Source organism: Arthrobacter sp. Soil764, from assembly GCF_001428075.1.
Taxonomy (GTDB): domain Bacteria; phylum Actinomycetota; class Actinomycetes; order Actinomycetales; family Micrococcaceae; genus Arthrobacter.
In genome coordinates, this window is the sequence record NZ_LMSI01000001.1 from 41,893 (window position 1) to 65,748 (window position 23,856).

The 23,856-nt window shown below is 67.2% G+C and carries 21 protein-coding genes and 1 pseudogene; 12 read left to right on the forward strand and 10 right to left on the reverse strand.

The window, feature by feature from the left end; translation table 11 throughout:
* Nucleotides 1-2: 2 nt before the first annotated feature.
* From ASG86_RS00185 to acs, 4 genes are all read right to left on the reverse strand, one after another.
* Nucleotides 3-917 carry a carbohydrate ABC transporter permease gene (locus ASG86_RS00185; RefSeq protein ID WP_056328574.1) on the reverse strand — a complete coding sequence of 305 codons (915 nt, stop codon included), beginning with the start codon at nt 915-917 and terminating at the stop codon, nt 3-5.
* Complete coding sequence (locus ASG86_RS00190; RefSeq protein ID WP_056328577.1) at nt 914-1,879, reverse strand: carbohydrate ABC transporter permease; 966 nt, start codon at nt 1,877-1,879, stop codon at nt 914-916. The genes ASG86_RS00185 and ASG86_RS00190 overlap by 4 nt, the downstream gene beginning before the upstream one ends.
* Nucleotides 1,880-1,985: 106 nt before the next feature.
* Nucleotides 1,986-3,296, reverse strand: a complete 1,311-nt coding sequence (locus ASG86_RS00195; protein ID WP_056328580.1) for an ABC transporter substrate-binding protein — start codon at nt 3,294-3,296, stop codon at nt 1,986-1,988.
* 205 nt (nt 3,297-3,501) lie between these two features.
* The gene (gene acs / locus ASG86_RS00200) at nt 3,502-5,523 is read right to left on the reverse strand and encodes an acetate--CoA ligase (RefSeq protein ID WP_056328584.1); all 2,022 of its coding nucleotides are present in this window, start codon (nt 5,521-5,523) and stop codon (nt 3,502-3,504) included.
* A gap of 407 nt (nt 5,524-5,930) precedes the next feature.
* Here acs and ASG86_RS00205 point away from each other — a divergent pair, with 407 nt between their 5' ends.
* The 3 genes from ASG86_RS00205 to ASG86_RS00215 are packed head-to-tail and all read left to right on the forward strand — an operon-like array spanning nt 5,931 to nt 8,919.
* The gene (locus tag ASG86_RS00205; protein WP_056328586.1) at nt 5,931-7,406 is read left to right on the forward strand and encodes a hypothetical protein; all 1,476 of its coding nucleotides are present in this window, start codon (nt 5,931-5,933) and stop codon (nt 7,404-7,406) included.
* Nucleotides 7,407-7,450: 44 nt separating this feature from the next.
* Nucleotides 7,451-8,245, forward strand: a complete 795-nt coding sequence (gene nth, locus ASG86_RS00210) for an endonuclease III (RefSeq protein WP_056328589.1) — start codon at nt 7,451-7,453, stop codon at nt 8,243-8,245.
* On the forward strand, nt 8,242-8,919 hold the full coding sequence (locus ASG86_RS00215) for an NUDIX hydrolase (protein WP_056328592.1): 678 nt from the start codon (nt 8,242-8,244) through the stop codon (nt 8,917-8,919). The genes nth and ASG86_RS00215 overlap by 4 nt, the downstream gene beginning before the upstream one ends.
* A 3-nt stretch (nt 8,920-8,922) precedes the next feature.
* Here ASG86_RS00215 and ASG86_RS00220 read toward each other — a convergent pair whose 3' ends face one another.
* Entirely contained in the window at nt 8,923-9,114 is a 192-nt protein-coding gene (locus ASG86_RS00220) for a YegP family protein (RefSeq protein WP_082566611.1), read from the reverse strand.
* Between the two features lie 178 nt (nt 9,115-9,292).
* Entirely contained in the window at nt 9,293-11,029 is a 1,737-nt protein-coding gene (locus ASG86_RS00225) for a bifunctional 3'-5' exonuclease/DNA polymerase (RefSeq protein ID WP_056328596.1), read from the reverse strand.
* Nucleotides 11,030-11,374: 345 nt separating this feature from the next.
* Here ASG86_RS00225 and ssd point away from each other — a divergent pair, with 345 nt between their 5' ends.
* The 7 genes and pseudogenes from ssd (at nt 11,375) to ASG86_RS00260 (ending at nt 16,722) form a co-directional block, all read left to right on the forward strand.
* Entirely contained in the window at nt 11,375-12,409 is a 1,035-nt protein-coding gene (gene ssd / locus ASG86_RS00230; RefSeq protein WP_082566632.1) for a septum site-determining protein Ssd, read from the forward strand.
* Nucleotides 12,406-13,706 (forward strand): annotated as a pseudogene (locus ASG86_RS00235) (TadA family conjugal transfer-associated ATPase). Before ssd ends, ASG86_RS00235 begins: the two are co-directional and overlap by 4 nt.
* The gene (locus ASG86_RS00240) at nt 13,703-14,497 is read left to right on the forward strand and encodes a type II secretion system F family protein (RefSeq protein WP_056328601.1); all 795 of its coding nucleotides are present in this window, start codon (nt 13,703-13,705) and stop codon (nt 14,495-14,497) included. Before ASG86_RS00235 ends, ASG86_RS00240 begins: the two are co-directional and overlap by 4 nt.
* A complete protein-coding gene (locus tag ASG86_RS00245; RefSeq protein ID WP_056328603.1) occupies nt 14,494-15,099 on the forward strand; it encodes a type II secretion system F family protein in 606 nt (201 codons plus the stop codon). Before ASG86_RS00240 ends, ASG86_RS00245 begins: the two co-directional genes overlap by 4 nt.
* Before the next feature lie 158 nt (nt 15,100-15,257).
* Nucleotides 15,258-15,638: a DUF4244 domain-containing protein gene (locus tag ASG86_RS00250; protein ID WP_056328606.1), complete on the forward strand. Its 381-nt coding sequence runs from the start codon at nt 15,258-15,260 to the stop codon at nt 15,636-15,638.
* 221 nt (nt 15,639-15,859) lie between these two features.
* Nucleotides 15,860-16,243: a TadE family type IV pilus minor pilin gene (locus ASG86_RS00255; RefSeq protein WP_327019808.1), complete on the forward strand. Its 384-nt coding sequence runs from the start codon at nt 15,860-15,862 to the stop codon at nt 16,241-16,243.
* Between the two features lie 29 nt (nt 16,244-16,272).
* On the forward strand, nt 16,273-16,722 hold the full coding sequence (locus ASG86_RS00260) for an Rv3654c family TadE-like protein (protein WP_082566633.1): 450 nt from the start codon (nt 16,273-16,275) through the stop codon (nt 16,720-16,722).
* A gap of 20 nt (nt 16,723-16,742) precedes the next feature.
* On the opposite strand, the gene ASG86_RS00265 is transcribed toward ASG86_RS00260, so the two are convergent.
* Both ASG86_RS00265 and ASG86_RS00270 read right to left on the reverse strand, forming a co-directional pair.
* Nucleotides 16,743-19,118, reverse strand: a complete 2,376-nt coding sequence (locus tag ASG86_RS00265) for a DEAD/DEAH box helicase (RefSeq protein ID WP_056328608.1) — start codon at nt 19,116-19,118, stop codon at nt 16,743-16,745.
* An 85-nt stretch (nt 19,119-19,203) separates the two neighbouring features.
* On the reverse strand, nt 19,204-19,896 hold the full coding sequence (locus tag ASG86_RS00270) for a GNAT family N-acetyltransferase (protein ID WP_056328611.1): 693 nt from the start codon (nt 19,894-19,896) through the stop codon (nt 19,204-19,206).
* A 133-nt stretch (nt 19,897-20,029) separates the two neighbouring features.
* On the opposite strand from ASG86_RS00270, the gene trhO reads away from it, so the two are divergent.
* The gene (trhO, locus tag ASG86_RS00275) at nt 20,030-20,926 is read left to right on the forward strand and encodes an oxygen-dependent tRNA uridine(34) hydroxylase TrhO (RefSeq protein WP_056329623.1); all 897 of its coding nucleotides are present in this window, start codon (nt 20,030-20,032) and stop codon (nt 20,924-20,926) included.
* Nucleotides 20,927-20,964: 38 nt separating this feature from the next.
* On the opposite strand, the gene ASG86_RS00280 is transcribed toward trhO, so the two are convergent.
* Complete coding sequence (locus tag ASG86_RS00280; RefSeq protein WP_327019809.1) at nt 20,965-21,531, reverse strand: hypothetical protein; 567 nt, start codon at nt 21,529-21,531, stop codon at nt 20,965-20,967.
* A gap of 50 nt (nt 21,532-21,581) precedes the next feature.
* On the reverse strand, nt 21,582-22,073 hold the full coding sequence (locus tag ASG86_RS00285; RefSeq protein ID WP_056328614.1) for a hypothetical protein: 492 nt from the start codon (nt 22,071-22,073) through the stop codon (nt 21,582-21,584).
* A 43-nt stretch (nt 22,074-22,116) separates the two neighbouring features.
* Between ASG86_RS00285 and ASG86_RS00290 the strand changes: the two genes are divergently transcribed.
* A complete protein-coding gene (locus tag ASG86_RS00290; protein WP_056328617.1) occupies nt 22,117-23,754 on the forward strand; it encodes a DUF7059 domain-containing protein in 1,638 nt (545 codons plus the stop codon).
* The last annotated feature ends 102 nt before the right edge of the window (nt 23,755-23,856 follow it).

Consider the following 23,856-nt stretch of genomic DNA (forward strand, 5'->3'; position numbering starts at 1 on the left):
ACCTACCCCTTGCTGGAACCAAGTGTCAGGCCCGCAACAAACTGCCGTTGCAGGAGCAGGTAGATGACCAGGGTGGGAATGACGGTGATGACCGCTCCCGCGGCAAGGAGGTTGTAGTTGCTCAGGAACTGTCCCTGCAGGTTGTTGATCGCGGTGGTGATGGGGAGCCGGTTGCCGCTCTGGATGAAGAGGAGCGGCCAGAAGTAGTCGTTGTAGATGAAGATGACCTCAAGCGTGGCCAACGCGGCGAACGCGGGCCTGCACAAGGGCATGATGATCTCCCGGTACTGCCGCCAGATGCCCGCGCCGTCCACCAGCGCAGCCTCGGTCAGGTCTGCGGAGAGTGCCTTCATGTAGTTGGAGAGCACGAAGGTGCAGAACCCCATTTGGAACCCGATGTGGATGGCGATCACCACGATGTAGGTATTGAGCAGGTTGCCGGAGTCGCTGAACGAATAGGGCACCTCCAGGTGTTTGGCCATCTCGAACAGGGGTGCCGCCAGGACCTGCGGGGGCAGCAGGTTGCCGGCGGTGAACATGATCAGCAGGGTGATGTTGAATTTCCAGTTCACCCGGCTGACGGCGAACGCCATCAGGGAGGCAAGGAACAGCGTCAGCAGGACGGAGGGGACAGTGATGATGACCGAGTTCCAAAAATAGGTGGCGAACCCGCCCTGGGTCCAGGCCTGGACGAAGTTGTCGAAGTTGAACTCCCCGGCCACGCTGAAGTAGCCATGCTCGTTGGTGGAGGCCACCGGCCGGAGCGCGGTGAAGAGGGCCCAGCCCAACGGAACCAGCCACATGACGGCCATGGCCGCAAGGAAGATGTGTGTCCCGTAATGGCGTTTGGGCCGGCTGCCGGAGCGGGACTGGTTGGCGGTGGCGTTCCCGGCGGCGCGGGCAGCGGCAATGCTCATGCTTGGTTCTCCTTGCCGAAGGTGCGGCTGAGGTAGAAGACGATGGGAACAAGCGAGATGACCAGCAGCACCACCGCCAGGGCAGATCCGACGCCGATCACCTGGCCCTCGCCCACCAGGTTCTGGATCACCAGGGCACTGAGCATTTCCAGGCCGTTGGTGCCGCGGTTGATGACGTAGACGACGTCGAAGGCGCGGAGGGACTCGATGATGGTGATCACCACGATGACGATGTTGATGGGGCGCATGGCCGGGAAGACCACACGGAAGAAGGTCTGGACGGCGCTGGCGCCGTCGATGGCCGCAGCTTCCTTCAGGCTCGGGTCCACGCCCTTCAGGCCGGCCAGGTACAGCAGCATGACGTAGCCGGCATGCCGCCAGGTGGCGGCGATCATTGCCGCCCACATGTTGACCGACGAGTCTCCGAACCAGTCCACTGCCTTCGGTGTGCCGGCCGTGCCCAGGAGGAAATTCAGGAGCCCGTTGTCCCGCTGGTAGAACAGCTGCCAGATGATGCCGATCAGGGCGAGGGACAGCATGACGGGGGCGAAGAAGATGCTTTGGTAGATCTTGCTGCCGCGGATGTTCTGGTCCAGGAGCACGGCCAGCAACAGGCCCAGCGGCGTGGCGATCAGTGCCAGGAACAGGAGCCACAGCAGGTTGTGCTGGACCGCGGGCCAGAACGGCGGGTAGTCCTGGGAGATGAATTGGTAGTTTTCGCCTCCCGCCGGACGGATGTCCGCCAGGTCCAGCCCGTTCCAGCGGGTGAAGCTGAGTCCCACGGACATCAGCGTGGGCAGCCAAACGAGGGCCAGTTCGATCAGGGTGGGGATGCCCACCATCAGGGACAGGACCAGTTTGTCCCGCCCGGACAAACGGCGGACACGGCCGCTTTTGGCGGGCCGGGAGCCGGCGGGTTCCCGCGCTTCCGGCGGGATCAGTTCTTGTGCAGTGCTGCTCATGGAAATCTTTCCCTAGCTGGGGCCTGGTGCAGGTGGGGAAGGACGACGGCGGAAGTCTCCTGCCGCCGTCGTCCTGCCTTTGACGGGACTACTGCGCTGTGTTCAATTACTGCGCTGCGTAAAGGGTTTTGGCCTGCGCCTCAAGGTTCTTGACATCGACGCTGCCGTCCTTGATGAAGCTCTGCAGGGCAGGGATCATCACGTTGTTGGCCATGGCCGGCAACGCGTCGCGGTCAAAGAACTGGCTGATGTACTTGGCGCCCTTGATGGTGTCCGCGCACTTCTTGTTGAGCGGCGTGAACTTTGAGGTGTCCGCACCCTTGGCCGTTGCGATGTTCGAGTTGTCCACCTTGGCATAAGCGTCCTGGGCCTCGGGCGTGCCGAGGAACGCCAGGAAGTCCCGGGCGGCCTTGTTCTCGCCGCCCTTTTTCGAGAGCAGCAGGCCGTCGATGGGTGCCTCCACCGCGTCCCGCCCTTCCATCGCGATTTCCGGGAAGGCGAAGAAATCGATGTCGTCCAGTACCGCGGGGTCGGTGAACTGCTGGGTGACGAAGGAACCAAGGAGGTACATGCCGGTCTTCTTCGCTTCCAGGGCTTTGGCGGCGTCCTGCCAGGTCTGGCCAAGCGCCGCGGGGTCCTGGAACGGCAGGAGCGCCTTCCAGGTGTCAAAGACGGCACTGACCTTCTGCTGGTCCCAGGATTCCTTGTGGGCGCAGAGGTCCACGTGGAACTGGTAGCCGTTCAGCCGCATGTTCAGGTAGTCGAACGTCCCCATGGCCGGCCAGCCGTCCTTGTCCGCAAAGCCGATGGGAATGATGCCGTCGGCCTTCATTTTGGCGGCGAGCGACTTCAGCGCATCAAAGGTTTCGGGGACTTGGTAGCCCTTTTCTGCCCACAGGCTCTTCCGGTAGAAGAATCCCCACGGGTAGTTGTAGTTGGGCACGAAATACATTTTGCCGTCCGGACCGGTGGAGGCTTTCTTCAGCGCATCGGAGTAGTTGCCGCCAATGGTCTGCCAGACGTCGTCAATGGGCGCGAGCAGTCCCTTCCCCGCGTAGTACTGCATGCGGTAGCCGGCGAACCAGGTGAAGGCATCATCCGGTGAACCCTGCAGGTACGAATTGATCTTGTTCTGGAAATCGTTGTGGGGCACAACGTTGGTGGTGACCTTCTTGCCGGTCTTTGCCGTGAAGGCATCCGTGACGGCCTGGTACGCACGCTTGGGAACATCATCCGAAGAACCTGAACCAAACGTCAGTCCGGAGGAATCGGAGCCGGTTGCCGACGGTCCGCTGCCGCCGGTACATGCTGCCAGGAACGGGATGCCGGCCAGGCCGGCAGCCCCCACGCCGACTGTCTTGAGGATGGTCCGTCTGCTTGGAAATGCAGTTGCCGACGCATCGAACTTTGAAGCCATGTTCTCTCCCTTGAAAAATAGCCGGTGTGAGGCACCTCACATATGCTGACTATAATCTTGCAAAAGCGAACATGGAAGAACTTTAAATAACAGTTTCACCACTGGCGTCGTTTGAATCGTCACAACGCAGGAATGGCCCCGCTTTCCCGCGATGACGCGGGAAACGGGGCCATTCAGTGGTCCGGGGAGAGATGCTAAGCCACTGTTACTTTCTGAGCGACTGGGCAATCTGCTGCATGATCGTGGGATCGGACAACGTGGTGGCGTCACCCGGATCGCGGCCCTCGGCCACGTCCTTGAGAAGTCGGCGCATGATCTTGCCGGACCGGGTCTTGGGCAGCTCCGGCACCACCAGGATGTTCTTGGGCTTGGCGATGGGCCCGATCTCCTTGCCCACATGGTTGCGCAGTTCCTGGACGGTGGCGTCACCGTTGTTCACCGCATCGCCACGGAGGATGACGAACGCCACCACGGCCTGCCCGGTGGTTTCGTCCGTGGCGCCCACGACGGCAGCCTCCGCCACGGCGGGGTGGGAGACCAGGGCGGATTCGATTTCGGTGGTGGAGAGCCGGTGTCCGGAGACGTTCATGACATCGTCCACGCGGCCCAGCAGCCAGATGTCGCCGTCTTCGTCCTTCTTGGCCCCGTCGCCGGCGAAGTACATGTTTTCGAAGCGGGACCAGTAGGTGTCCTTGAACCGCTGCGGGTCACCCCAGATGCCGCGCAGCATAGCCGGCCACGGTTCGCGGATGACCAGGAAGCCGCCGTGGCCGTTGGGGACCGATTCGCCCATCTCATCCACTACGTCCACAGCAATGCCGGGCAGCGGAACCTGCGCCGAACCGGGCTTGGTGGCGGTGACGCCGGGGAGCGGGGCGATCATCTGCGCGCCGGTTTCGGTCTGCCACCAGGTGTCCACGATGGGTGCCTTGTCGCCGCCGATCACCTTGCGGTACCACATCCAGGCCTCGGGGTTGATGGGCTCGCCCACCGAACCCAGCACCCGCAGGGAGGAGAGGTCGTACTTCGCCGGGATTTCCGCGCCCCACTTCATGAAGGTGCGGATGGCGGTGGGGGCGGTGTAGAGGATGGAAACCTTGTACTTTTCCACGATCTCCCACCAGCGGCCCTGGTGCGGGGAGTCCGGGGTGCCTTCGTACATGACCTGCGTTGCCCCGTTGATGAGCGGCGCGTAGGCGACGTAGGAATGGCCGGTGACCCAGCCGACGTCGGCCGTGCACCAGTACACGTCCGTTTCCGGATGCAGGTCAAAGACAGCCCTGTGGGTGTAGGCGGTCTGGGTGAGGTAGCCGCCGGTGGTGTGCAGGATGCCCTTGGGCTTCCCGGTGGTGCCCGAGGTGTACAGGATGTACAGGGGGTGCTCCGAATCGTGGCCCACGGCAGTGTGCTCGGCGGAGGCGGCCTCCACCGTGTCCGCCCACCAGTGGTCACGGCCTTCCGTCCAGTCCACGTCCTGGCCGTTGCGCTTGACCACCACCACGTTCTGTACCGTGTGGCCGTCGTGGGCCAGGGCATCGTCAACGGCCGGCTTCAGCGGGCTGGGCTTGCCGCGGCGGTAGGTGCCGTCGGCAGTGACAACGAGCTTGGCTTCGGCGTCATCGATCCGTGACCGGAGTGCGTCGGCGGAGAACCCGCCGAAGACGACGGAGTGGACCGCGCCGATCCGTGCGCAGGCCAGCAAGGTGATGACGGCTTCCGGGATCATGGGCAGGTATACGGCAACCCGATCACCCTTGGCCACGCCCAGGGACTCGAAAGCGTTGGCGGCCTTCTTCACTTCTTCGGTCAGTTGGGCGTACGTGTAGGTGCGGGTGTCGCCGGGCTCGCCCTCGAAGTAAATGGCCACGCGGTCGCCTTTGCCGGCCTCGACATGCCGGTCCAGGGCATTGTAGGCAGCGTTGAGCTCACCTCCCACGAACCACTTGGCGAACGGCGGGTCCGACCAGTCCAAGGCCTGCGTGAAGTCCTTGCTCCAGGTCAGCAGTTCCCGTGCCTTCTTGGCCCAGAAGGCCGGCCGGTCCGCATTCGCCTCGTCGTACTCGGCTGCGGTGACAACGGCGTCGGCAGCGAATTCAGCGGAGGGCGGGAAAGCCCGGGTCTCATTGAGCAGGTTCTCGAAGGCGTCGCCCTGATGGCCTTCCTGTCCTTCCGGCTGGGCCGAAGCGGACGGAACGGTGGCCGTGGAGCTGGGGGTGTCCTGGGACATGTGAACCTCATCATTCATCGATCTTCGCCGCGCGGGACGCCGCCACCGCATGGCCCGCCGTTCGCACGGCACTGGGCTTCAGTCGGGGCGGCATACCGCAAAGAGCTGTTCCGCAATCAAGCCTAATGCTTCCCGCGCATCGGCTGTGTGCGGCGTCACATGCACCACCGCGAGCGGCATTTTTTATGCGGTGAATGGCGTCTGCATGACTCGCCCGGCACCCGTGGAGACCTGCTCCAGCTAGTGATCGGCTTGGCCGTTGACTAGGCTGAGATGGAATTGTGACTTCACTTCGGACCGCGCCGGCGGGGTGCACACAGTGCCTTGCCGGGCCCGGACCGCATGTCAAGACGGCACAGTTTTCGGGTCCGGACCGGTCCCGGTGCCGCCACGCTAAGGAGAGCAGAATGAACCAGCAGAGCTACGGCCAGCGAACGGGCCCGGACACCAAGGCGGAAACCGGAGGATCCGGATCCGCCCTGGGAGGACCAGGGCACGCGACACCGGCCGGCAACGACGCCAAGGGGCAGTCTGCAGGGCAGAAGGCCGCCTCCGCAAAGATCGACCCGAACGCCAACCAGGCCGTGCTTGGACCGTTCACCGTGCGGGACCTGGCCGTCTTCGCCGCCACCCTGGTTCTGTTCGTCGCATCCCTGCTTCCCCTCTTCGGCGCCAGGTACAACCTGTGGAACCTGAACAACCTGTTCTTCCTGGGACTGGGCATCATCCTGCCGCTGATTGCCAGCGCACTGTTCGCCGCCCGCCGCCTGGCACCCGCCACCAGGATCCGGGTGGGTTCGCTCTCGATCGACCAGTTCGCCTCCGTGGTGGCCTCCTTCGCCCTTGCCTTCTTCTTCCTGTCGGTTGCAGGCGGGTACGCCACCAGCCTGCTGGTGGGCCTGATCGGCGCGCTCATCCTCTTCGCCGCCACCGTGTTGGGCCGCTTCCTGCCGTACCTTTCGGCGGACTTCAAGGACCGGCCGGAATCGCCGGCCCACATCGTGGCACGTGAGGCCGCGGTTCCGGCCCGGAAGCCGCGGACCCCCAAAGCTCCCAAGCCCGGGTCCGGCTCCAACCAGTCCGGCTCCAACCAGTCAAAGGGCGGCTTCAAGGGCGGCGCCCTGTTCGGTGGCGCCGGTGCAGGTTCCTCCGCAGTCCAGCCGGGATCTTCCAGCCCCAGCCATGAGCCGGCGCGTTCCGCTCACATGCCCGCTACCGCTGCCGTCCCCGTGACGAATCCCCGGGGTGCCACTGCGGGAGCCGCCGCGGCGGGAACCCCCGGCGCAGGAGCCGCCGGCGCGGGAGCTGCCAGTGCGGGAACCGGCGCGGCAGCTGCCGGGGCCGGCACCGTCCCGGCGGGAGCGGGAGCGGGAGCGGGAGCGGGAGCGACCCCCTCAGTTTCCGCGCCAACCGCGCCCGTATCAACGGCTCCCGAAGTCTCCGACCAGGAAGCCGGCACGCCGCATGCCGACGCCGGCCCGCCCACCCAGGCAGCCGACGTCGTCCGCCCTGGCCCAACCCCGGCAGCGGAGGAGACGCAGCACGCGGCAGCCCCTGCAGCCGGCGCTCCACAGGCGGCATGGGAACCGCCGGCCGCCACCGCCGTGCACCAGCAGGTCCGGGCGGAGCAGCCGATCGGGGCAACGGTGGATCCGTCCATCCGCCACGATGAAGCTGACGGGCAGCCGATCCATGAGGCGTTCTGGTTCGCCGTCGCCCAGCACCGCACGGCCTATGACCCGCGGACGGGCGCGCCTGCGTTCGTGATCGAACCAGGCGGATGGGTGCTGGCACTTGAGGACCGGGGTCACGAATTCCTGGTCCAGCACACCGACGGGCGGCTGGGCGTCCTGCGCGACCTCAGCAACATCGAGCGCGGCTGACGCCGGTGGCAGGGCCCCGCAGCAAGACCGGGCAGGCCGCGGGCATGCCCCTGGTCTCGTCCGAATCCGTCCTGGCGCTGAAGCGGCGGGCACGGCGTATCCACCGGGCCCTCGCCGAAAAATATCCGTATGCCCACGCGGAACTGGACTTCCGCAACCCGTTCGAGCTGCTGGTGGCCACCGTGTTGTCCGCCCAGACCACCGACGTCACGGTCAACCAGGTCACCAAAGTGCTGTTTGCGCGCTGGCCCAACGCCCGGGCGCTGGCGGAGGCGGACCCCACGGAGCTGGAAACCATTCTCAAGCCCACCGGGTTCTTCCGCGCCAAGGCGAGTAACGTCCGTGCGCTGTGTACGCGCCTGGTGGACGACTTTGATGGTGAAGTCCCGGGGCGGATGGAGGATCTGGTCACCTTGCCCGGGGTGGGCCGCAAGACCGCCAACGTGGTGCTCGCCAACGCCTTCGGCATTCCGGGCATCTCCGTGGACACGCATTTCGCCCGGCTCGCGAAGCGGTTTGGCTGGACCCAGTCCGAGGACCCGGTGCAGATCGAACAGGACGTGGCGGAGCTGTTTGAGCGCAGGGACTGGACCATGCTGTCCCACCGGGTCATCTTCCACGGCCGCCGCGTCTGCCACGCCCGGAAGCCGGCCTGCGGGGCCTGTCCCGTGGCCAACTGGTGCCCCAGTTACGGGCTGGGGGAGACCGATCCCGTCAAAGCGGCCAAGCTGCTGAAATATGAACTTGCACCCGGCAGCGAGGCGCTGCTGGAGCAGTACCTGTCCGAACAGCACCGGGCCGCGGAGATTCGGATGGCTTCCCAGACGAGGGCTCCGTGAGCGCACGCGAAGACCTGGCCGGCCTGGTCCGGCGGGCGGCATCCGGAACGGCCGGCCCGCCCGATCCGCGCTGGGCAGCGCTGACCGTGGACGCCGAGCGTGCCCGCAGGGCCGCCGTCCTGATGCTCTTCGGCGTGCTGGACGACGTCCCGGCCGCCTCCGGTAAGCCGCTGGCGCCCGCGGACCTGGACGTCCTGCTCCTGGAGCGCGCCCATACCCTGGGGTCCCATCCGGGGCAGGTGGCGTTTCCCGGCGGCAGCATCGACCGGGGCGAGACACCCGTGGCCGCTGCGCTCCGGGAAGCCGAGGAGGAAACCGGACTGGACTCAGGCGGGGTGGAAGTCCTGGGCACGCTCCAGGACCTGGGCCTGGCCCACAGCAACTTCCTGGTGACGCCTGTGCTCGGGTGGTGGCATTCGCCGTCGCCAGTCCGGGTGGTTGATTACGGCGAGTCCGCACAGGTATTCCGCGTCCCGGTCAGGGACCTCCTGGACCCGGACAACAGGGTCATGGCCACCGTCCACCGGGCAGGCCGTACGTTCGACAGCCCTGCCTTCACGGTCAACGGCGTGGTGGTGTGGGGTTTCACGGGGATCGTGCTGAGCGGCCTCTTCGACCAGCTCGGCTGGTCTGTTCCGTGGGACCGCACCAGGCTGCACCCGATAGGGGTCTAATTTTCAGGCCTGCTGCTGGCGCAAATCCACCACGATGCCGGTGGCGGCATTCTCGCGCATGGCCTTGATCCCGTCGCGGAGCATGCTGAGGGATTTGAAGGTTGGTGACACCGCAACGATGTTGCCCTCGGCATCGGTGAGCCGCAACCGGTACGACTCGTCGCCTGCACGGTGTATTTCAAATCTTCCCGCCATGGACGGGGACCTCCCTGGTATGCGTCGTTGCATCAGCGTGTGGACCGGTCTGCTTCAGTCGTCGCTTCGACTGTAACGTCCGTCACCGGGGGAGTATAGCTACCACCGGGTAGGTTACTTTTGCGTCGCCAAGGGTACTTCGCATTGTTGCAGGCAAGCATGGCTGGCCCCCGCCCCGCTATTTAGCGAGGTCGTAGGAGTCGACCACGGCCATGCTCACCGGGAACTCCACAGGGATGGGGCCGAACAGCAGCTCCTTCGCAGCCTTCGCTGATTCCTCGATGGCCGCGATGCAGGCGCCGACGCCGTCCGCCGGCGCATGCACCATCACCTCGTCATGCAGGAAGAAGGCAAGCTCGGCCCGCACACCCCCGCCGCTGCCACCGGTTCCTGCCGTCCGCAAGGCGCGCAGCCGCCGTCGTAATTCTGCCAGCCAGCAGGCCGCCCAGTCCGCTGCCGAGCCCTGGACCACGAAGTTCCGGGTGAAGCGCCCGCGGGACCGGGCAATCGACTCTGCCCGCCGCTGCTCCTCCGCCGTGGACGAGCGCTGGCTCAGGAACCACTGCTGCGAGGGCGGAGGACTGCTGCGGCCCAGCCTGGTGGTCACCGTCCCGCCCGCCTCACCGGCCCGTGCCGCGCGTTCCACAAAATCCACCGCGCGCGGATAGATGCGGGCCAGCTGCGGCATCAGGCGGCCTGCCTCGCCGGAAGTGGCCCCGTACATGGCCCCCAGCAGGGCCATCTTCGCCTTGGCCCGGTCCCCGCCAAAGCCCTTGGCGGCGATCCCGGCATACAGGTCCTGGTCCCGCGCCGCCTCAGCCATGGCCGAGTCCTGCGCGAGGGCGCCCAGGACGCGCGGTTCCAGCTGAGAGGCATCGGCAACGATGAGCTTGTGGCCGGGGTCGGCGTGCACCGCGCCGCGGACCTGCCGGGGGATCTGCAGCGCACCGCCGCCGCGGGATGCCCAGCGACCCGACACCACGCCGCCCACCACGTACTCCGGGCGGAACCTCCCGCCGTCCACCCAGGCATCAAGCCAGGCCCAGCCGTTCGCGGCGTGGAGGCGGGAAAGCTTCTTGTACTCCAGCAGCGGCTCGATGGCCGGATGGCTGGACTCCCTGAGCTCCCACTTCCGCGTGCTTTTGACCTCGATCCCGTTGCGGTGCAGGGCACGCATCAGGTCCTGGGGGGAATCCGGGTTCAGCCCGGGTGAGTTGAGCAGGGCGCGCAGTTCCGCAGCCAGCGCGTCCAGCTTCACCGGTCGCTGGCCCACGGGCGGGCGGGGACCCAGGTGGCTGGCCAGTATCTGTTCGTGCAGGTCCTCGCGCCATGGGACGCCGGCATGCTGCATCTCGGCAGCCACGATGGCGGCCGCAGACTCGGCGGCGAGCAGGAGCTGGAGGCGGTTCCGACGGTTTTCCGCGGTGCCCACAGCGGCCAGCGCAGCCTGCTGGGCGGCGTATTCGGCCCGGAGCTCCTCAAGCGTCCAGCCGGGTGCCGGCGCCGCGGCGGGGTTGTCGAACAGGGCCCCTTGGTCCGCAGGGGGACGTGGTGGCTTCAGTGCCTTTGGCGGAAGCACTGGATCTTCCACCGGTGCCCTGTCCGTGTTCCGGGCATAGTCAGTGTGGGCGCTGAACTGGGAGAAGGCCAGGATGGTGCCGCAAAGGGTGAGATCGTAGCAGCGTTCCACCTCCACCCCTGATGCCAGCAGCGCGGGGTACCAGTCCTCGGTCCGGTGCCAGATCCAGCGGGGCGGTTGGCCGCCCGGGCGCCGGGCTTCCAGATCGCGTACGACGGCGGCAAGGCCGCTGAGTGCCACGGTGCGGGGTTCAGGGTTGGCCGGCTGGGCGTGGCCCGCCTGGGTCAGTTCCTGGAGCGCCGCGCCGTGTGGGTGGGCGGCGAGCAGCAGGTACATGCTTCCATTCTGCCCTGCCGGGGGTATGCCCTGCCCTCGGCGCTGGCGCCTTGCCGTTGTGGTGGTGCTTTACCCCCGTGGTGGTGCGGTCCGCGGAGCCAGCGGTGCAGGTTGTCCACATACGGGGTTTGCTCCCTTAACCGGGCTACGTCCTCGCGGCAGAGTGGCTCCATGAGCAGGCATCAGCTGAACGCATCCCCATCCGCACCGGGACGGGCCGCCGGCTCTTCCTGGCGGCCAACGGACGGGGCGTCATCCGGCACGGCCTGGCTGCCGGACAACGTAAAGCCTGATGGTCCAAAACCTGGTGGTTCGGCGCCTGGCGGTCCGGGCGAGGTGCTGTTGGTGACCTCCTCCGGCGTCCTCCGGGCCGAAGTGGAGCGTATTGTGGCAGCCGCCGGTGCGCATCTGCGCGTTGTGCCCGATGCCGTGGAGGCTGGACGTCATTGGGAAGCGTCGTCCGCCGTCCTGGTAGGCAGCGACGTGCGTGAGTTGCCGCCGCGGCGCCAGACACCTGCAGTCATGGTGGGCCTCGACGGTGAAGGGGACAGCCTCTGGCACCTCGCCGCTGCCCTGGGGGCGGAACGTGTTGCCGTGCTGCCGGATGCTGCTGCCTGGCTGGCCGACCATCTGAGCAGGTCGCGGTCGCCAGGCCCGGGCGGACTGGTCCTTGGCATCACGGGCGGTTGCGGCGGCGCCGGAGCCACCACCGCCGCCATCTGGATAGCGCAGGCGGCAGCAGGGCTGGGGGTGCGTGTCCTGCTCGTTGACGGCGACCCATGGGGAGGGGGCCTGGAGCTGGCCCTCGCCGCCGAGGAAAACCCCGGGCTCCGATGGCCGGACCTCGCTGAGGCAAGGGGAAGCATCGACCCCCTCCAGCTCTCGGATTCCCTGCCGGTCGCGGGAGGCTTTTCCTTCCTGTCCTGGCCTGCCACACGTGAGCAGCCCCTTCCTGTCGCCGCCGCAGCCGCAGCGGGTGTGCTTGACGCTGCCCGCCGTGGATATGAACTGGTCCTGCTCGACGTGGGAAGGGGTGCGGAGCCGCTCCATACGGTGGCGTGGGACTGCGACCGGATCATGATGGTGGTGCCCGCACAGCTGAAGGCGGCAGTGGCGGCGGTGCGCCTGCTCCAGGAGCTTCCGCCGGTGGAGGCGGCCCTGCTGGTCCGGGGCCGCCCCGGTTCTGCCCTGGACGCTGCGCTGATCGCCGATGCTGTAGGGCTGCCGGTGCAGGGCCGGATACCTGAACTCCGCGCCGTTGCGGGAGCCATGGAATCGGGCCGCCTGCTGGACCTGGGGAAGCGCCGGAAAATCCGGAACTTTGCGGCTTCTGTGCTTGATTGGCTTGGCGATGACCTGACGGTGGGAGACATGGCATGAGGCGGGCGCCGGGCAGCCCGCCGGCACCGGCCAGGGAAACAGGCGCCGCAGCGGGGGCTGGAGGCCCGGGTTCACGGCGCAGCGCCCGCATCCTGGAAACGGGCCAGGCAGGCCGCCCGGTGCGCAGCAGGGAAGCAGCCGGCGCCAGGACGGTCGATTCAGGGCTGCTGGAATCAGTCCGGGAGTCCATGATGGCTGAGGCGGGAGCCGTGACGCCTTCACGCGTTGCGGCGGCCGTCCAGGCCACCGGCAAGCTGTTGGGCACCGCTGGGTCACTCGCCGCGGTGGAGCGGATCAGTGCCGAACTGAACGGGCTGGGGCCGCTGCAGGAACTTACCCGGGACCCGGCCGTCACGGACATCTTCGTCAACGCTCCCGGCTCCGTGTGGGTGGACCGGGGCCGCGGCATAGAGCGCGTTCCTGTCCTGTTCGACGGCGAGGCCCAGTTGCGGGCGCTGGCCTGCAGGCTTGTCGCCGCGGGCGGGCGCCGCCTGGATGACGGTTCACCCTGTGTCGATGTCAGGCTTGCCGGCGGCTACCGTGTCCATGCCGTGTTGCCGCCGGTTTCCACGTCCGGGACGCTGCTGAGCGTGCGGATCCGCAGGGAGCGGGTCTTCAGTATGGAAGAGCTGCGCTCCAGCGGAATGTTTGGTCCGGGAGTGCAGGCGGTGCTGGAGAAAGTCGTGGACAGGAGGCTGAGCTTCCTGATCAGCGGGGCCACGGGTTCCGGGAAGACCACGCTGCTTTCCACCTTGCTGGGCCTGTGTTCGGCGGAGGAACGGCTGGTCCTGATCGAGGACGCGTCCGAACTGAATCCTGTCCACCCCCACGTGGTCGCCCTGGAATCACGCCACGGAAACCTTGAAGGCGGCGGTGCAGTGGATTTGGGCGAACTCGTAAGGCAGGCACTGCGCATGCGTCCGGACAGGCTGGTGGTGGGTGAGTGCCGGGGCGGGGAAGTCCGCGAACTCCTCACCGCGATGAACACCGGGCACAGCGGCGGCGGAGGCACGATCCATGCGAATACGGCAGCGGCAGTTCCCGCGAGGCTCAACGCCCTCGGGGCCCTCGCAGGGCTGGGCCCCGACGCCGTGCGTCTCCAGGCTGCCAGTGCGCTCGATGTTGTCATCCACGTGGGCAGGACGCCCCGGGGCAGGGAAGTCCTGTGCGTCGGACTGATTCATGACGGAACGGAGGATTGACGGTGGTGCCGGCCGTTGAAGAATCGGGCGTGCCGGGTCCCGGCTGGCCTGCGCTCGCAGCCCGTTTGGGGATGGACCCCGGGGACATCCTGTGACGATCCTCCTCTGTGCGCTCCTGGTCGCCGCCATGGTGCTGCTCCTCAAGCCGCCCCTGAACGCCGCATCCAGGTTGCGGGCAGCGGGCGGCAAGAGCCCGATGGCGCCCGGAGGCCGGAAACACCGGATACTGCCGTGGGTCAGCCCGGCCGGCAGGGGTTCCGAAAGGACGCGGGGACCCGGCCTGACCCTGGTGGTTCAGCAGTTGGCGGCGCTGCTCAAAGGCGGACGAACGCCGGGGCGGCTGTGGGACGAACTGTGGACCGTGTATGGGACCGCTGAGGATGGGCAGAGGCTTCACTTGGCACTCCCGTCCCCGGTGCTGTCAACCGGTTCCCTTGCAGTCCTGGCCTCCGCTCGCGCGGCCGCGGCAACCGGGGCTCCTGTTTCAGAGGCCATCCGGCGTGCGGTTTCCCTGGCGTTCCCGCGCCGGGGCAGGGAAGCCAGGACATGGTCTGAGCTTGCTGCCTGCTTCGACATCGCCGAAGCCAGCGGTTGCCCCCTTGCCGACGTGCTGACCCGGTTCGCTGCCCAGCTGGAAGCGGAGGAGGATGCGGACGCGGCCCGGCAAACCGCTCTCGCCGGTCCCAAAGCCACAGTCCGCCTCCTGACTTGGCTTCCGGCGATGGGTCTTGGACTGGGCGTCGCCCTGGGTGTGGATCCGCTGGCCACCCTGTTGGGAACACCTCTGGGGCTGGCCGCGCTTTTTGGCGGCGTGGTGCTTACTGCAGCCGGAAGGGCCTGGTCCGCCCGGCTTGTTGCGGCGGCTGCAGGGGCAGGAGTGCCATGACTCCGGGTTGGACCCCGGGCCTGGCGCTGTTCCTGCTGCTCGGCGCAGGTATCTGGCTTGGGTGTTCAGGACCCGACCGGTCGCGTCACCGGCTCCGCCGCCTGTTTCATACAGGACCAGGAGCACGTCGGACGGCCGCCGCTGAGGAACCGGAGGGAGCGCGCAGCAGTGGCTTGAAGGATACGGCCATGATGCTCGAACTTGTCGCGGCGATGCTCGACGCCGGCGCCGGTATCGGCCGTTCGCTGGAACTGGTGGCTGCCTCAGCCGTGCCCCAATACAGGGACTCCCTGCGGCCCGTGGTTTCGGCGCTCGCCATTGGCGCCGACTGGGAAACAGCGTGGCGCAGCTCCGCCGTACGGCTGCCGGAAATCCTGGAGCTCCGGTATGCACTCGGCTTCGCCGCACTCACGGGGGCGCCGTCGTCCGCAATCCTCTACGCCCAGGCCGCCAGGCTTCGCCGGGAACGGTTCAGGGCCGCGGAAAAACGGGCCGCCTCGCTCGGCGTGAAGCTGGTGGTTCCGCTGGGACTGTGTTCCCTTCCCGCCTTCATTTGCCTTGGCGTTGTCCCGGTGCTGCTGGCCCTGGTGCCATCCGGCTGACCACAGGACCGTGCCCACAGATGCTGGTCCCTTCCTCCACAAAGGCTGAATCGCCCACCTTTTCCACTTAGCCCATCCACTCACTTACCCGCTCCTGCGGGGCCGGGAAGAGTCAAGACAGCCGGGAAAACCACCGGTACCCACGGAAAGGAAACCACATGTACATCAACAACCACCGCCGCCACTACACCGCCGGAACCTCCGCGCTCGCCGCGTCCGGCCAGAAGCCCGCACAACAGGACAGCAGCCGGCCCGCCACCAGCAGGGCACCGTACGCTTCCGCCGCTTCCCTTGCCCCCAAAGGTTCTGTCCCCGTAACCAGCAACGTCGTGCAGCTCTACCCCGGCGCGGGCAGTACCCGGCCCAGCATCCGGCGCTGCGGGCTGCTGGGTTCACAGGCGGGCATGGCTACCGCGGAATACGCCATCGCCACCCTCGCCGCAGTCGGGTTCGCCGGGCTGCTCGTGTTCATCCTCCGCAGCGACGAAGTACGTGGCTTCCTCCTCAACCTCATCCGCACGGCGCTGGCGCTGCCGTGACGGCTTCACCGGCCGGACGCCTTCTCCAAGGAGCCCTCGGTTACAGGTCGGTCGAAGCCACAGCCGTCGAAACAAGTTCCTTGGAAGACGGGAACCTGAAAGCCAGTTCCCTGGAAGACGGGAACCTGAAAGCCAGTTCCCTGGAAGACGGGACCGGCAGCATGGCCGGCGGCAGAGGGGGCAAGGGACCAGCGGGCTCCGGTGCAAACGCACAGGGTGCCGTGACTGCAGAGTTCGCCGTGGCGCTGCCTGCTGTACTCGCACTGCTGGCCATGCTGCTGGCCGGAGCCGCCGCGGGGATGACGCAACTGCGCATTGAAGACGGAGCCCGGGCCGGTGCCAGGGCGCTGGCCCGGGGCGAGGACCCCGCGGCTGTGGAAAGGACGGTGAGGACGCTGGCGGGCGGTTCGGCTGCTGCGTCGGTTGCTGCCGACGGCGAATGGTTCAACGTGACCGTCACGGACCGGGTGCCGGGACCGTTGGGAGCATCCATCCCCTGGACACTGACTGCACGTGCGGCAGCGCGGAGCGAAGCAGCGGGGACCGGTGCCGGCAGTGCTACGGGCGGCGTCGGCGGCCCGGCGCGCGGCCGGGCAGCCAGATGATGGGCGGCGCTGAACGGCGGCATCGCGTCATGGGGCAGGGGCATCCCTCCGTGGTTCTGAAGTGTGCCGCCGGGTTGCGCCATCCCACACTCTGGCGGAGGCATCGCACCGCGGGCAGGTGCAGGCCGGGAACGGGTGATGGACGTGAACGCGGTTCCGGGACGGTCCTGGCCGCAGGTCTGGCACTGGTGGTCATGACGGCCATGGCCCTCATGCTGCTGCTGGCGCAGTCGGCCGTGCTGGCCAGCAGGGCGGCAGCGGCCGCGGACCTGGCGGCCCTTGCCGCGGCGGATGCCCTCCGCGGCATCACCACGGGTCAGCCTTGCAGTGTCGCCGCGGACGTGGCCGCCCGCCACGGCGCCACGGTCCCTAGCTGCTCAGAGGGCGCGGGGCAGACCGTTGAGGTGCGGACCGAGCTGGTGGACCGCTCGCTGCTGGGTGCCGCAACCGGCCATGCCCGGGCAGGGCCTCCGCCGTAACGGTGACGCACGAACGGGAGTCAGCTCCTGGCCTCCACATCCAACCGGGTGGTCTCGGAGGCGTCCTTGAGCAGGACGTCCAACAGGGTCACCGCGGCGGCCTTGTCCAGCGGGTTGTTCTTGTTTCCGCATTTGGGGGACTGCACGCAGGACGGGCAGCCGGAGTCGCACTCACAGGCTTTGATGGCGTCCCTGGTGGCTGCAAGCCACACCCTGGCCTTGTCGAAACCCCGTTCGGCAAAGCCGGCACCGCCGGGGTGCCCGTCATACACGAAGATGGTGGGCACCCCGGTGTCCGCGTGCAGCGCCGTGGAAACCCCGCCGATGTCCCAGCGGTCGCTGGAGGCGACGAGGGGGAGCAGCCCGATCGCCGCGTGCTCCGCGGCATGGAGTGCGCCGGGGAACTGGGCTTCGATGAGACCAGCTTCCGTGAGGGAACGGTTGTCCACCACGAACCACACTGCCTTGGTGAAAAGTTCACGGGCACCCAGCTCAAGCGGCTCCTCGCCCAAGACCTCATTGGAAATCAACGCCTTCCGCTGGAAGGAGACAACCCGCGTGGTGACCTTCACGTCACCGAAGTGGACGGTCACATCGCCCCACTGCATGGTCCGCACGGTGTCCAGGACCTCGATCTGGGTCACGTCCCGTGCTGTCGTGTAGTAGTCGGGGTTTGCCCGGCGCACCATGACGCAATGGTCGTCCTCGTTCAGGTCCTCCACCACATACGTGTCGCCCTGGTGGACATACACCGCGCCCGTATGTGCTTGGTAATGGGTCTGGGGCGAGTCCATCGTGCCCAGCAGGGAGCCGGTCTCGGCGTCGACGATGCTGACCGGGCCTCCACCGTCGGCCCGGAGATTGACCATGGCCGCAGCACTCTGCGAGTGTGTCCAGAACCAGCCGGCAGGCCGACGCCGCAGGTAACCCTGGGCCACCAGTCGGTCGAGGAGCATCTCGGCGGTTCCGCCGAAAAGGTCCAGCTCTGCCGGTCCCAGAGGGAGTTCCGCCGCCGCGGCGCAGAGGTGTGGTCCGAGCACGTAGGGGTTGGACGGGTCAAAGACCGTGGCCTCCACCGAGACGTCGAAGATCGCCTCGGGGTGGTTCACCAGGAAGGTGTCCAGCGGATCGTCACTGGCCACAAAGGCGGCGATGGCATCCTGGCCTGCCCTGCCGGCCCGGCCAATCTGCTGGAACAGGGAGGCCCGGGTGCCGGGCCAGCCTGCCACCAGGACTGCATCAAGACCGGAAATGTCGATTCCCAGCTCCAGGGCAGATGTGCTGGAGACGCCCAGCAGCTGGCCGGAACGCAGGGATTTCTCCACTGCCCGGCGTTCCTCCGGCAGGTATCCCGAGCGGTAGGCGGCCACCCGCTGCGGCAGGCTGGGATCCACCTGGTCAAGGAGCCGCTTGGTGATGGCTGAAATGGTTTCGGCACCCCGGCGGGACTTGATGAAGGCAATGGTCCGGATCCGGGCGGACACCAGGTTGGCCAGCAGGTCAGAGGTCTCGGCCACGGCCGTCCGGCGCTCCTTGGCTCCATTTTCACCCCGGACCTCGGTCAGCGCCGGTTCCCAAAGCGCCACGGTGGTGGCCCCATGGGGTGAGCAGTCCTGGGATACGGCCTTTACCGGGGCACCAATGAGGCGTGCGAAGGAGACATCAGGCTCGGAGGCCGTGGCTGATGCCGCAATGAATACTGGTTCCGGGAAGGAGGTTCCCGCCCCGTAGTACGCACAGATCCGGCGGAGCCGCCGCATCAGGTTGGCAACATGCGATCCGAACACGCCCCGGTAGCTGTGCGCCTCGTCCACGATGACGTAGCGCAGCCGGCGGAAGAACCCGGCCCACCAGGCGTGGTTGGGGAGGATGCCGAAGTGCAGCATGTCCGGGTTGGCCAGGATGAAGTTGGCGTGGTCCCGGATCCAGCGGCGGGCGGCCGGATCGGTATCACCGTCATAGGTTTCCGCCCGTACCGTGGGCAGCTTCAGGGCACGGATGGCGTTCAGCTGGTCGGCGGCGAGCGCCTTGGTAGGGGACAGGTACAGGGTGACAGCACCGTCGTCGTGGATTTTTCCCGGGTCTGCGAGCACCCGCAGTTCGGAGCGGTGGATCGCATCAAGCGCCGGCAACTGGTACGCCAGCGACTTCCCGGATGCGGTTCCGGTGGCCACCACCACATGATCTCCGGAGTGTGCCGCATTGGCAGCGTCCACCTGGTGCCGGTACGGCTCGCGGATGCCCAGCGACCCGTACGCCTCCGCAATATCCGGGTGCACCCACTTGGGCCACGGCGCGTGGATTGCCTCCCGCGCCGGTATGGTCCGGACATGACGGAGCTGTTCCGGTTCCGGGCCGCGGCCCAGCAAAGGAATCAGGGAGTCATGGGGGTGCACCCCACCATTCTTTCATCCGGTGCCGCGGGCCGGGCCCACGGTTCGCCAACGGGAAAACAGTAGGGCGCATCTCCGCCAGGCAGGCTCAGCTCAGCGAGAGATCCGATCCGTCGTGCGACGCCGAGAGCATCAGGACCCGCGCAACTGTTGACCAGCCAAGATGCGAATAGAGCTTCTGCCCGTCCCTGGACGCCAGGAGAAGGCCGCTGCGGACATCCTGTCCGGAAGCCTGGGCTGCCAGGGCGCGCATGATGAGGCTGCCCAGGCCCCTGCGCTGGAACGCCGGCTCGGTAATGATCTTGTCGAACACTGCGGTGTCGCCCACCACGAACACCCGGCCACTGGCCGCCACGGCGTCTCCGGAGCGGACTTCGGCGTAGTGGACGCCATTCTGTTCCGACGTGGACAGCTTCAGATCATCGTCGGAAAGCCAGGGATCCTCGGTGTCTTGGGTCTCCATGTCCACGATCATCATTGTCTGGGAGTCGGAGGTGACGTTAAGCCCCTGCCGGGCGGCCAGCGCAGCATACCGGGAGGGATCGTTGGTGAGGATGGTCAGTACCCTGGCGGGGGATGCTGCAGTCCTGGCAGCCAGTGCGGCGAACTCGTCATCAGTAGGTTCTGACGCGAAGACTTCCCATTCACCGCTGGTGTCAGACCGGAGCGCGGCAGGGAAGCGGCCCTCGGTGGTGGTCTGGTAGCCGCGACACCCGGCCCAGCCCGCAACCCACACCTCAAGCAGGCCAGTGATGTCTTCAACCAGGGTTTCCGGACTCATGGCAAGAAGACTATTCCAGCCCGATCGCCAGCAACAGGGGGTAGGGAAGTGCTTATGCAATCGTGATGAGGCCCATCCCCGGGCCCCTGTGAAGCAGGATCCTGCTGCCACCGCAGCCGGTACCCTTAAATGCGTGGCTTTGAACAAAATTGTGCTCTTTTACGGCTTCACCCCCATCGCTGATCCGGACGCCGTCCGGCTCTGGCAGCGCGCCCTCTGCGAGAAGCTGGGCCTCACCGGCCGCATCATCATCTCCAAGGATGGCATCAACGCCACTGTCGGCGGGGAAATCGGCGCCGTTAAGCAGTACGTCAAGACCACCCGCGAATACCCCGGGTTCCGCGGAATCGACGTCAAATGGTCCGACGGCGGAGCGGAGGACTTCCCCCGGCTAAGCGTCAAGGTGAGGGACGAGATCGTCTCCTTCGGCGCACCGGGAGAACTAATGGTTGACGCCGGCGGCGTGGTTGGCGGAGGGAAGCACCTCAAACCCGAAGAACTCCACGAGCTCGTGGACGCCAGGAAGAAGGACGGCGAGGACGTGGTCTTCTTCGACGGCCGCAACGCGTTTGAAGCGCAGATAGGCCGCTTCAAGGACGCCGTGGTCCCGGACGTCGCCACCACCCACGATTTCATCAAGGAACTGGACTCGGGAAAATACGACTCCCTGAAAGACAAGCCGGTGGTGACCTACTGCACCGGGGGCATCCGCTGCGAAGTGCTTTCCAGCCTGATGGTGAACCGCGGCTTTAAAGAGGTGTACCAGCTGGATGGGGGCATCGTCCGGTACGGGGAAGCCTTCAAGGACCAGGGCCTTTGGGAAGGTTCGCTCTATGTTTTCGACAAGCGCATGCACCTGGAGTTCAGCGAGGACGCCAAGACCATTGGCCAGTGCGCCCGCTGCTCCGCGCCCACCAGCAAGTTCGAGAACTGCTCCAATCCCAGCTGCCGCACCCTCACCCTGTACTGCGAAGAATGCGCGGCCAGCCCCGAGACGCTGCGCTGCCCGGAAGGCTGCACCGCAGCCTGAGCCCGGTACGCCATAAGCCTGTCGGGCCACCCTGGGCCTCATCCAAGCCGGTACACACGGAACGCGTAGTTTGCCGCGGTCCTGGCTTCCACCCTGACCGTCAGGACGCTGTCCGTGGACACATAGATGACGTTCTCACGGTTGATGCCGCACCGCAGGCCCAGGTCCACCAGGGTGAGGGTCTCGGTGCGCACCGTGAAGGTCACCCGGCGCTGGCTCCTGCAGGCGATGGCCAGGATGTACGTTCCGGTCTTCAGGACCGGTGACGAGATGGTCCGCACCTCCGCCGCGGCAAGCAGCCCGGCGTCGGCCTGGACCTCGGGACCGGTGCTGTCTGGAAGCGCCCTTGACACCCAGTCGCCCAGTTCCGCGTCGCTGACCGGGTCCTGCTGCAAAGGGTCCCGGGTGAAGGCCGGCGCCGGGGCAATGGTGGCGGTGCCCTGCACCGTGCCGGCCCGGGCGTCGTCGTACGTATATTCGCAGCCGGCCAGCGCACCTGCCGCAAGCACCAGCCCAAGGGCGACGGCGGCCGGGGGCTTCGGTGCCGGCGGCACCCGTGCTGTCCCTTGGGAAAGGGGCGCGGAGACTCTCCGCACACTGGGCATAGTCAGACTTTATGCCCGCAGCAGGCGGCGGGCCATAGCCGGAACGGGCGTTATTGCGCCCGAACCAGCCGGTAGGCGTAGAGCAGCGGAGCGTCCACGCTGGAGCTGCTGATTTCCACCCGTCCGGCGGCGGGAAGGTTGATCTTGCTGGTCTCCTGCCGGCCGTTGCACGCGGCCCCGGCTTCCGCCACGGGCTTGCCGTCCAGCGACACCGCGAAGAAGGCCTTCCCCGCCCCGTCACAGACAGCCGTGAGCGTGTAGCTGCCGGCAGGAACGTTTGCGGCCTCCTGCACAATCCGGTCCCGGTTGAGGATCTTGCCCGAGTCCTGAAGCACAACAGCCGCCGGCGACGACGGCAGGGCGGTTGCCCGCCACTTCGGCACATCCGCGTTCTCCACCGAAGACACGGGCGAGCACCCCGCCACGGCCAGGCCGAGGACCGCGGCAAGCACCGTCCCCGGCAGTGTTGTCCCAGGCAGCGGACGGCGGACTGCAGCAGCTGCCGTACGGGCGCGCGGAAGGAAGGCAAGGCGGGAAGGCATGGCTCCACCGTACCCCGCAGGCACTCCGGACTAAACTTGAGCGGTGCCTAGATCCCCTTACGAGTTCACCGCCGGCAACACCCCCGATGCTCCCCGCAGCGACCTTCCCGGCCTGCTGGCGGCGCTCGCCGCAGACCTGCGCCGCCTGGAGTACACGCTGGACGGCGTAGCCGGACTGCTGGGTCCCACGGCCTCCGCGGCACTGAACCGGGACCAGATCATCCCCGCGCTGCTCGCTGCCGAGCGGGCAGTGAAGGAGGACAACGGCGTGGCCCCGCTTGCCGCCGTCGTCCGCCTCTGGCTCCTCGCCGAGCCGCAGGAACGGGAAACGCTCGACGCCGCACTGCCGGACACAGGAGTGGAAGGCCTCCTTGAGCTTGGGCTGGTTCAGCCCGTTCCCGGCTCGGGCCTGCTCACCGCCAAGGCCGACCTGCGGCCCTACGGCTGGGACAGGAATGACGACGGCACCGGCGGCGCTGAGCTCTGGGTGGCCAGCGACCTCGCGGCGCACCAGCAGGCGGGAGTGCTGCGGCACGACCACGTCCTGGGCATCGGGCAGGCATCCACCACCCTGGTCCAAACCACTATCCGACGCCACACCGAACGCGCCCTGGACCTGGGAACCGGCTGCGGCATCCAGGCCTTCCACCTGCTGCACCACTGCCAGCATGTGACCGCCACCGACATTTCCGCGCGCGCCCTGGCCTACGCCCGGTTCAACATCCTGCTAAACGCAGAGGCGCTGTCCGTCGACCCCGGCCGCCTCGAAGACCGGGTGAGCCTGCGCCTGGGTTCCCTTCTGGAGCCCGTGGCGGGCGAGGAATTCGGGCTGGTGGTCTCCAACCCGCCATTCGTCATCACCCCGCGCAGTGCCGGTGAGGATGCCGCGGACCAGTTCACCTACCGCGACGGCGGCCTGCCGGGCGACGGCATCGTTTCAGCCCTGGTGGCGGACCTGCCCGGCATCCTGGCGCCCGGCGGGTCGGCCCAGGTGCTGGGGAACTGGGAAGTTCCCGCCGGTGCGGGCTGGGACGAGCGGCCAAAGTCGTGGGTGCGGCCGGGGACTGATGCGTGGTTCATCCAGCGCGAGCAGGTCAGCCCGGAACAATACGCGGAAACCTGGCTGCAGGATGCGTCGGAGTCCCGGGACCGCCAGCACTACCGCGACGCCTACGCCGCCTACCTTGAAGACTTCGCCTCCCGGAACGTGGCGGGAATCGGATTCGGCATGGTGTGGCTGCGGCGCCCCGCCGCTGGCGCACGGGCCGCCATCAGCCGTTTCGAGGAAATCACCTACCCCATCGAGCAGCCCATCGGACCCCACCTGGGCGCCGCCGTCGAACGCAGCGACTGGCTGGCCGGGGACGACCTTGCCGGCACGCACCTGCTCGTAGCGGACGACGTCACCGAGGAGCGCCACCAGCGCCCCGGCGCCGAACACCCCGGGGTGATCCTGCTCCGGCAGGGCGCCGGGCTGCGCCGCACCAACCTGATGAGCACGGAACTGGCCGGCTTTGTGTCCGCGTGCGACGGCGACCTCACCGCCGGGCAGATCGCCGCTGCTTTGGAGGCCCTCCTGGGTGGAGACGCCGGGTCCTTCCAGGGTGCGCTGCTCGCCGACGTGGCCAACCTGGTCCGCGACGGCTTCCTCATTCCGGCAGCGGTTCCGGCTGAGGTTTAAGGGGCCGATCCGGCGGAGCGCCAAGTCCCTTGGTGCCCCCAACGGAGCCCCGTCTTTTCCACAGGAATGCGCACGATTCCCCAAAATATGGTGAACTAGGCG

What these genes read in the sequence shown, in the direction of transcription:
- ASG86_RS00205 (WP_056328586.1), top strand. Translation starts at nt 5,931, where the DNA reads ATGAACCAGCAGAGCTACGGCCAGCGAACGGGCCCGGACACCAAGGCG.
- ASG86_RS00285 (WP_056328614.1), bottom strand. Translation starts at nt 22,073, where the DNA reads ATGCCTTCCCGCCTTGCCTTCCTTCCGCGCGCCCGTACGGCAGCTGCT.
- ASG86_RS00185 (WP_056328574.1), bottom strand. Translation starts at nt 917, where the DNA reads ATGAGCATTGCCGCTGCCCGCGCCGCCGGGAACGCCACCGCCAACCAG.
- ASG86_RS00245 (WP_056328603.1), top strand. Translation starts at nt 14,494, where the DNA reads ATGACTCCGGGTTGGACCCCGGGCCTGGCGCTGTTCCTGCTGCTCGGC.
- ASG86_RS00225 (WP_056328596.1), bottom strand. Translation starts at nt 11,029, where the DNA reads ATGTACCTGCTGCTCGCCGCCCACCCACACGGCGCGGCGCTCCAGGAA.
- ASG86_RS00280 (WP_327019809.1), bottom strand. Translation starts at nt 21,531, where the DNA reads ATGCCCAGTGTGCGGAGAGTCTCCGCGCCCCTTTCCCAAGGGACAGCA.
- ASG86_RS00195 (WP_056328580.1), bottom strand. Translation starts at nt 3,296, where the DNA reads ATGGCTTCAAAGTTCGATGCGTCGGCAACTGCATTTCCAAGCAGACGG.
- ASG86_RS00250 (WP_056328606.1), top strand. Translation starts at nt 15,258, where the DNA reads ATGTACATCAACAACCACCGCCGCCACTACACCGCCGGAACCTCCGCG.
- ASG86_RS00190 (WP_056328577.1), bottom strand. Translation starts at nt 1,879, where the DNA reads ATGAGCAGCACTGCACAAGAACTGATCCCGCCGGAAGCGCGGGAACCC.
- ASG86_RS00220 (WP_082566611.1), bottom strand. Translation starts at nt 9,114, where the DNA reads ATGGCGGGAAGATTTGAAATACACCGTGCAGGCGACGAGTCGTACCGG.
- ASG86_RS00270 (WP_056328611.1), bottom strand. Translation starts at nt 19,896, where the DNA reads ATGAGTCCGGAAACCCTGGTTGAAGACATCACTGGCCTGCTTGAGGTG.
- nth (WP_056328589.1), top strand. Translation starts at nt 7,451, where the DNA reads ATGCCCCTGGTCTCGTCCGAATCCGTCCTGGCGCTGAAGCGGCGGGCA.
- acs (WP_056328584.1), bottom strand. Translation starts at nt 5,523, where the DNA reads ATGTCCCAGGACACCCCCAGCTCCACGGCCACCGTTCCGTCCGCTTCG.
- ASG86_RS00260 (WP_082566633.1), top strand. Translation starts at nt 16,273, where the DNA reads ATGGGGCAGGGGCATCCCTCCGTGGTTCTGAAGTGTGCCGCCGGGTTG.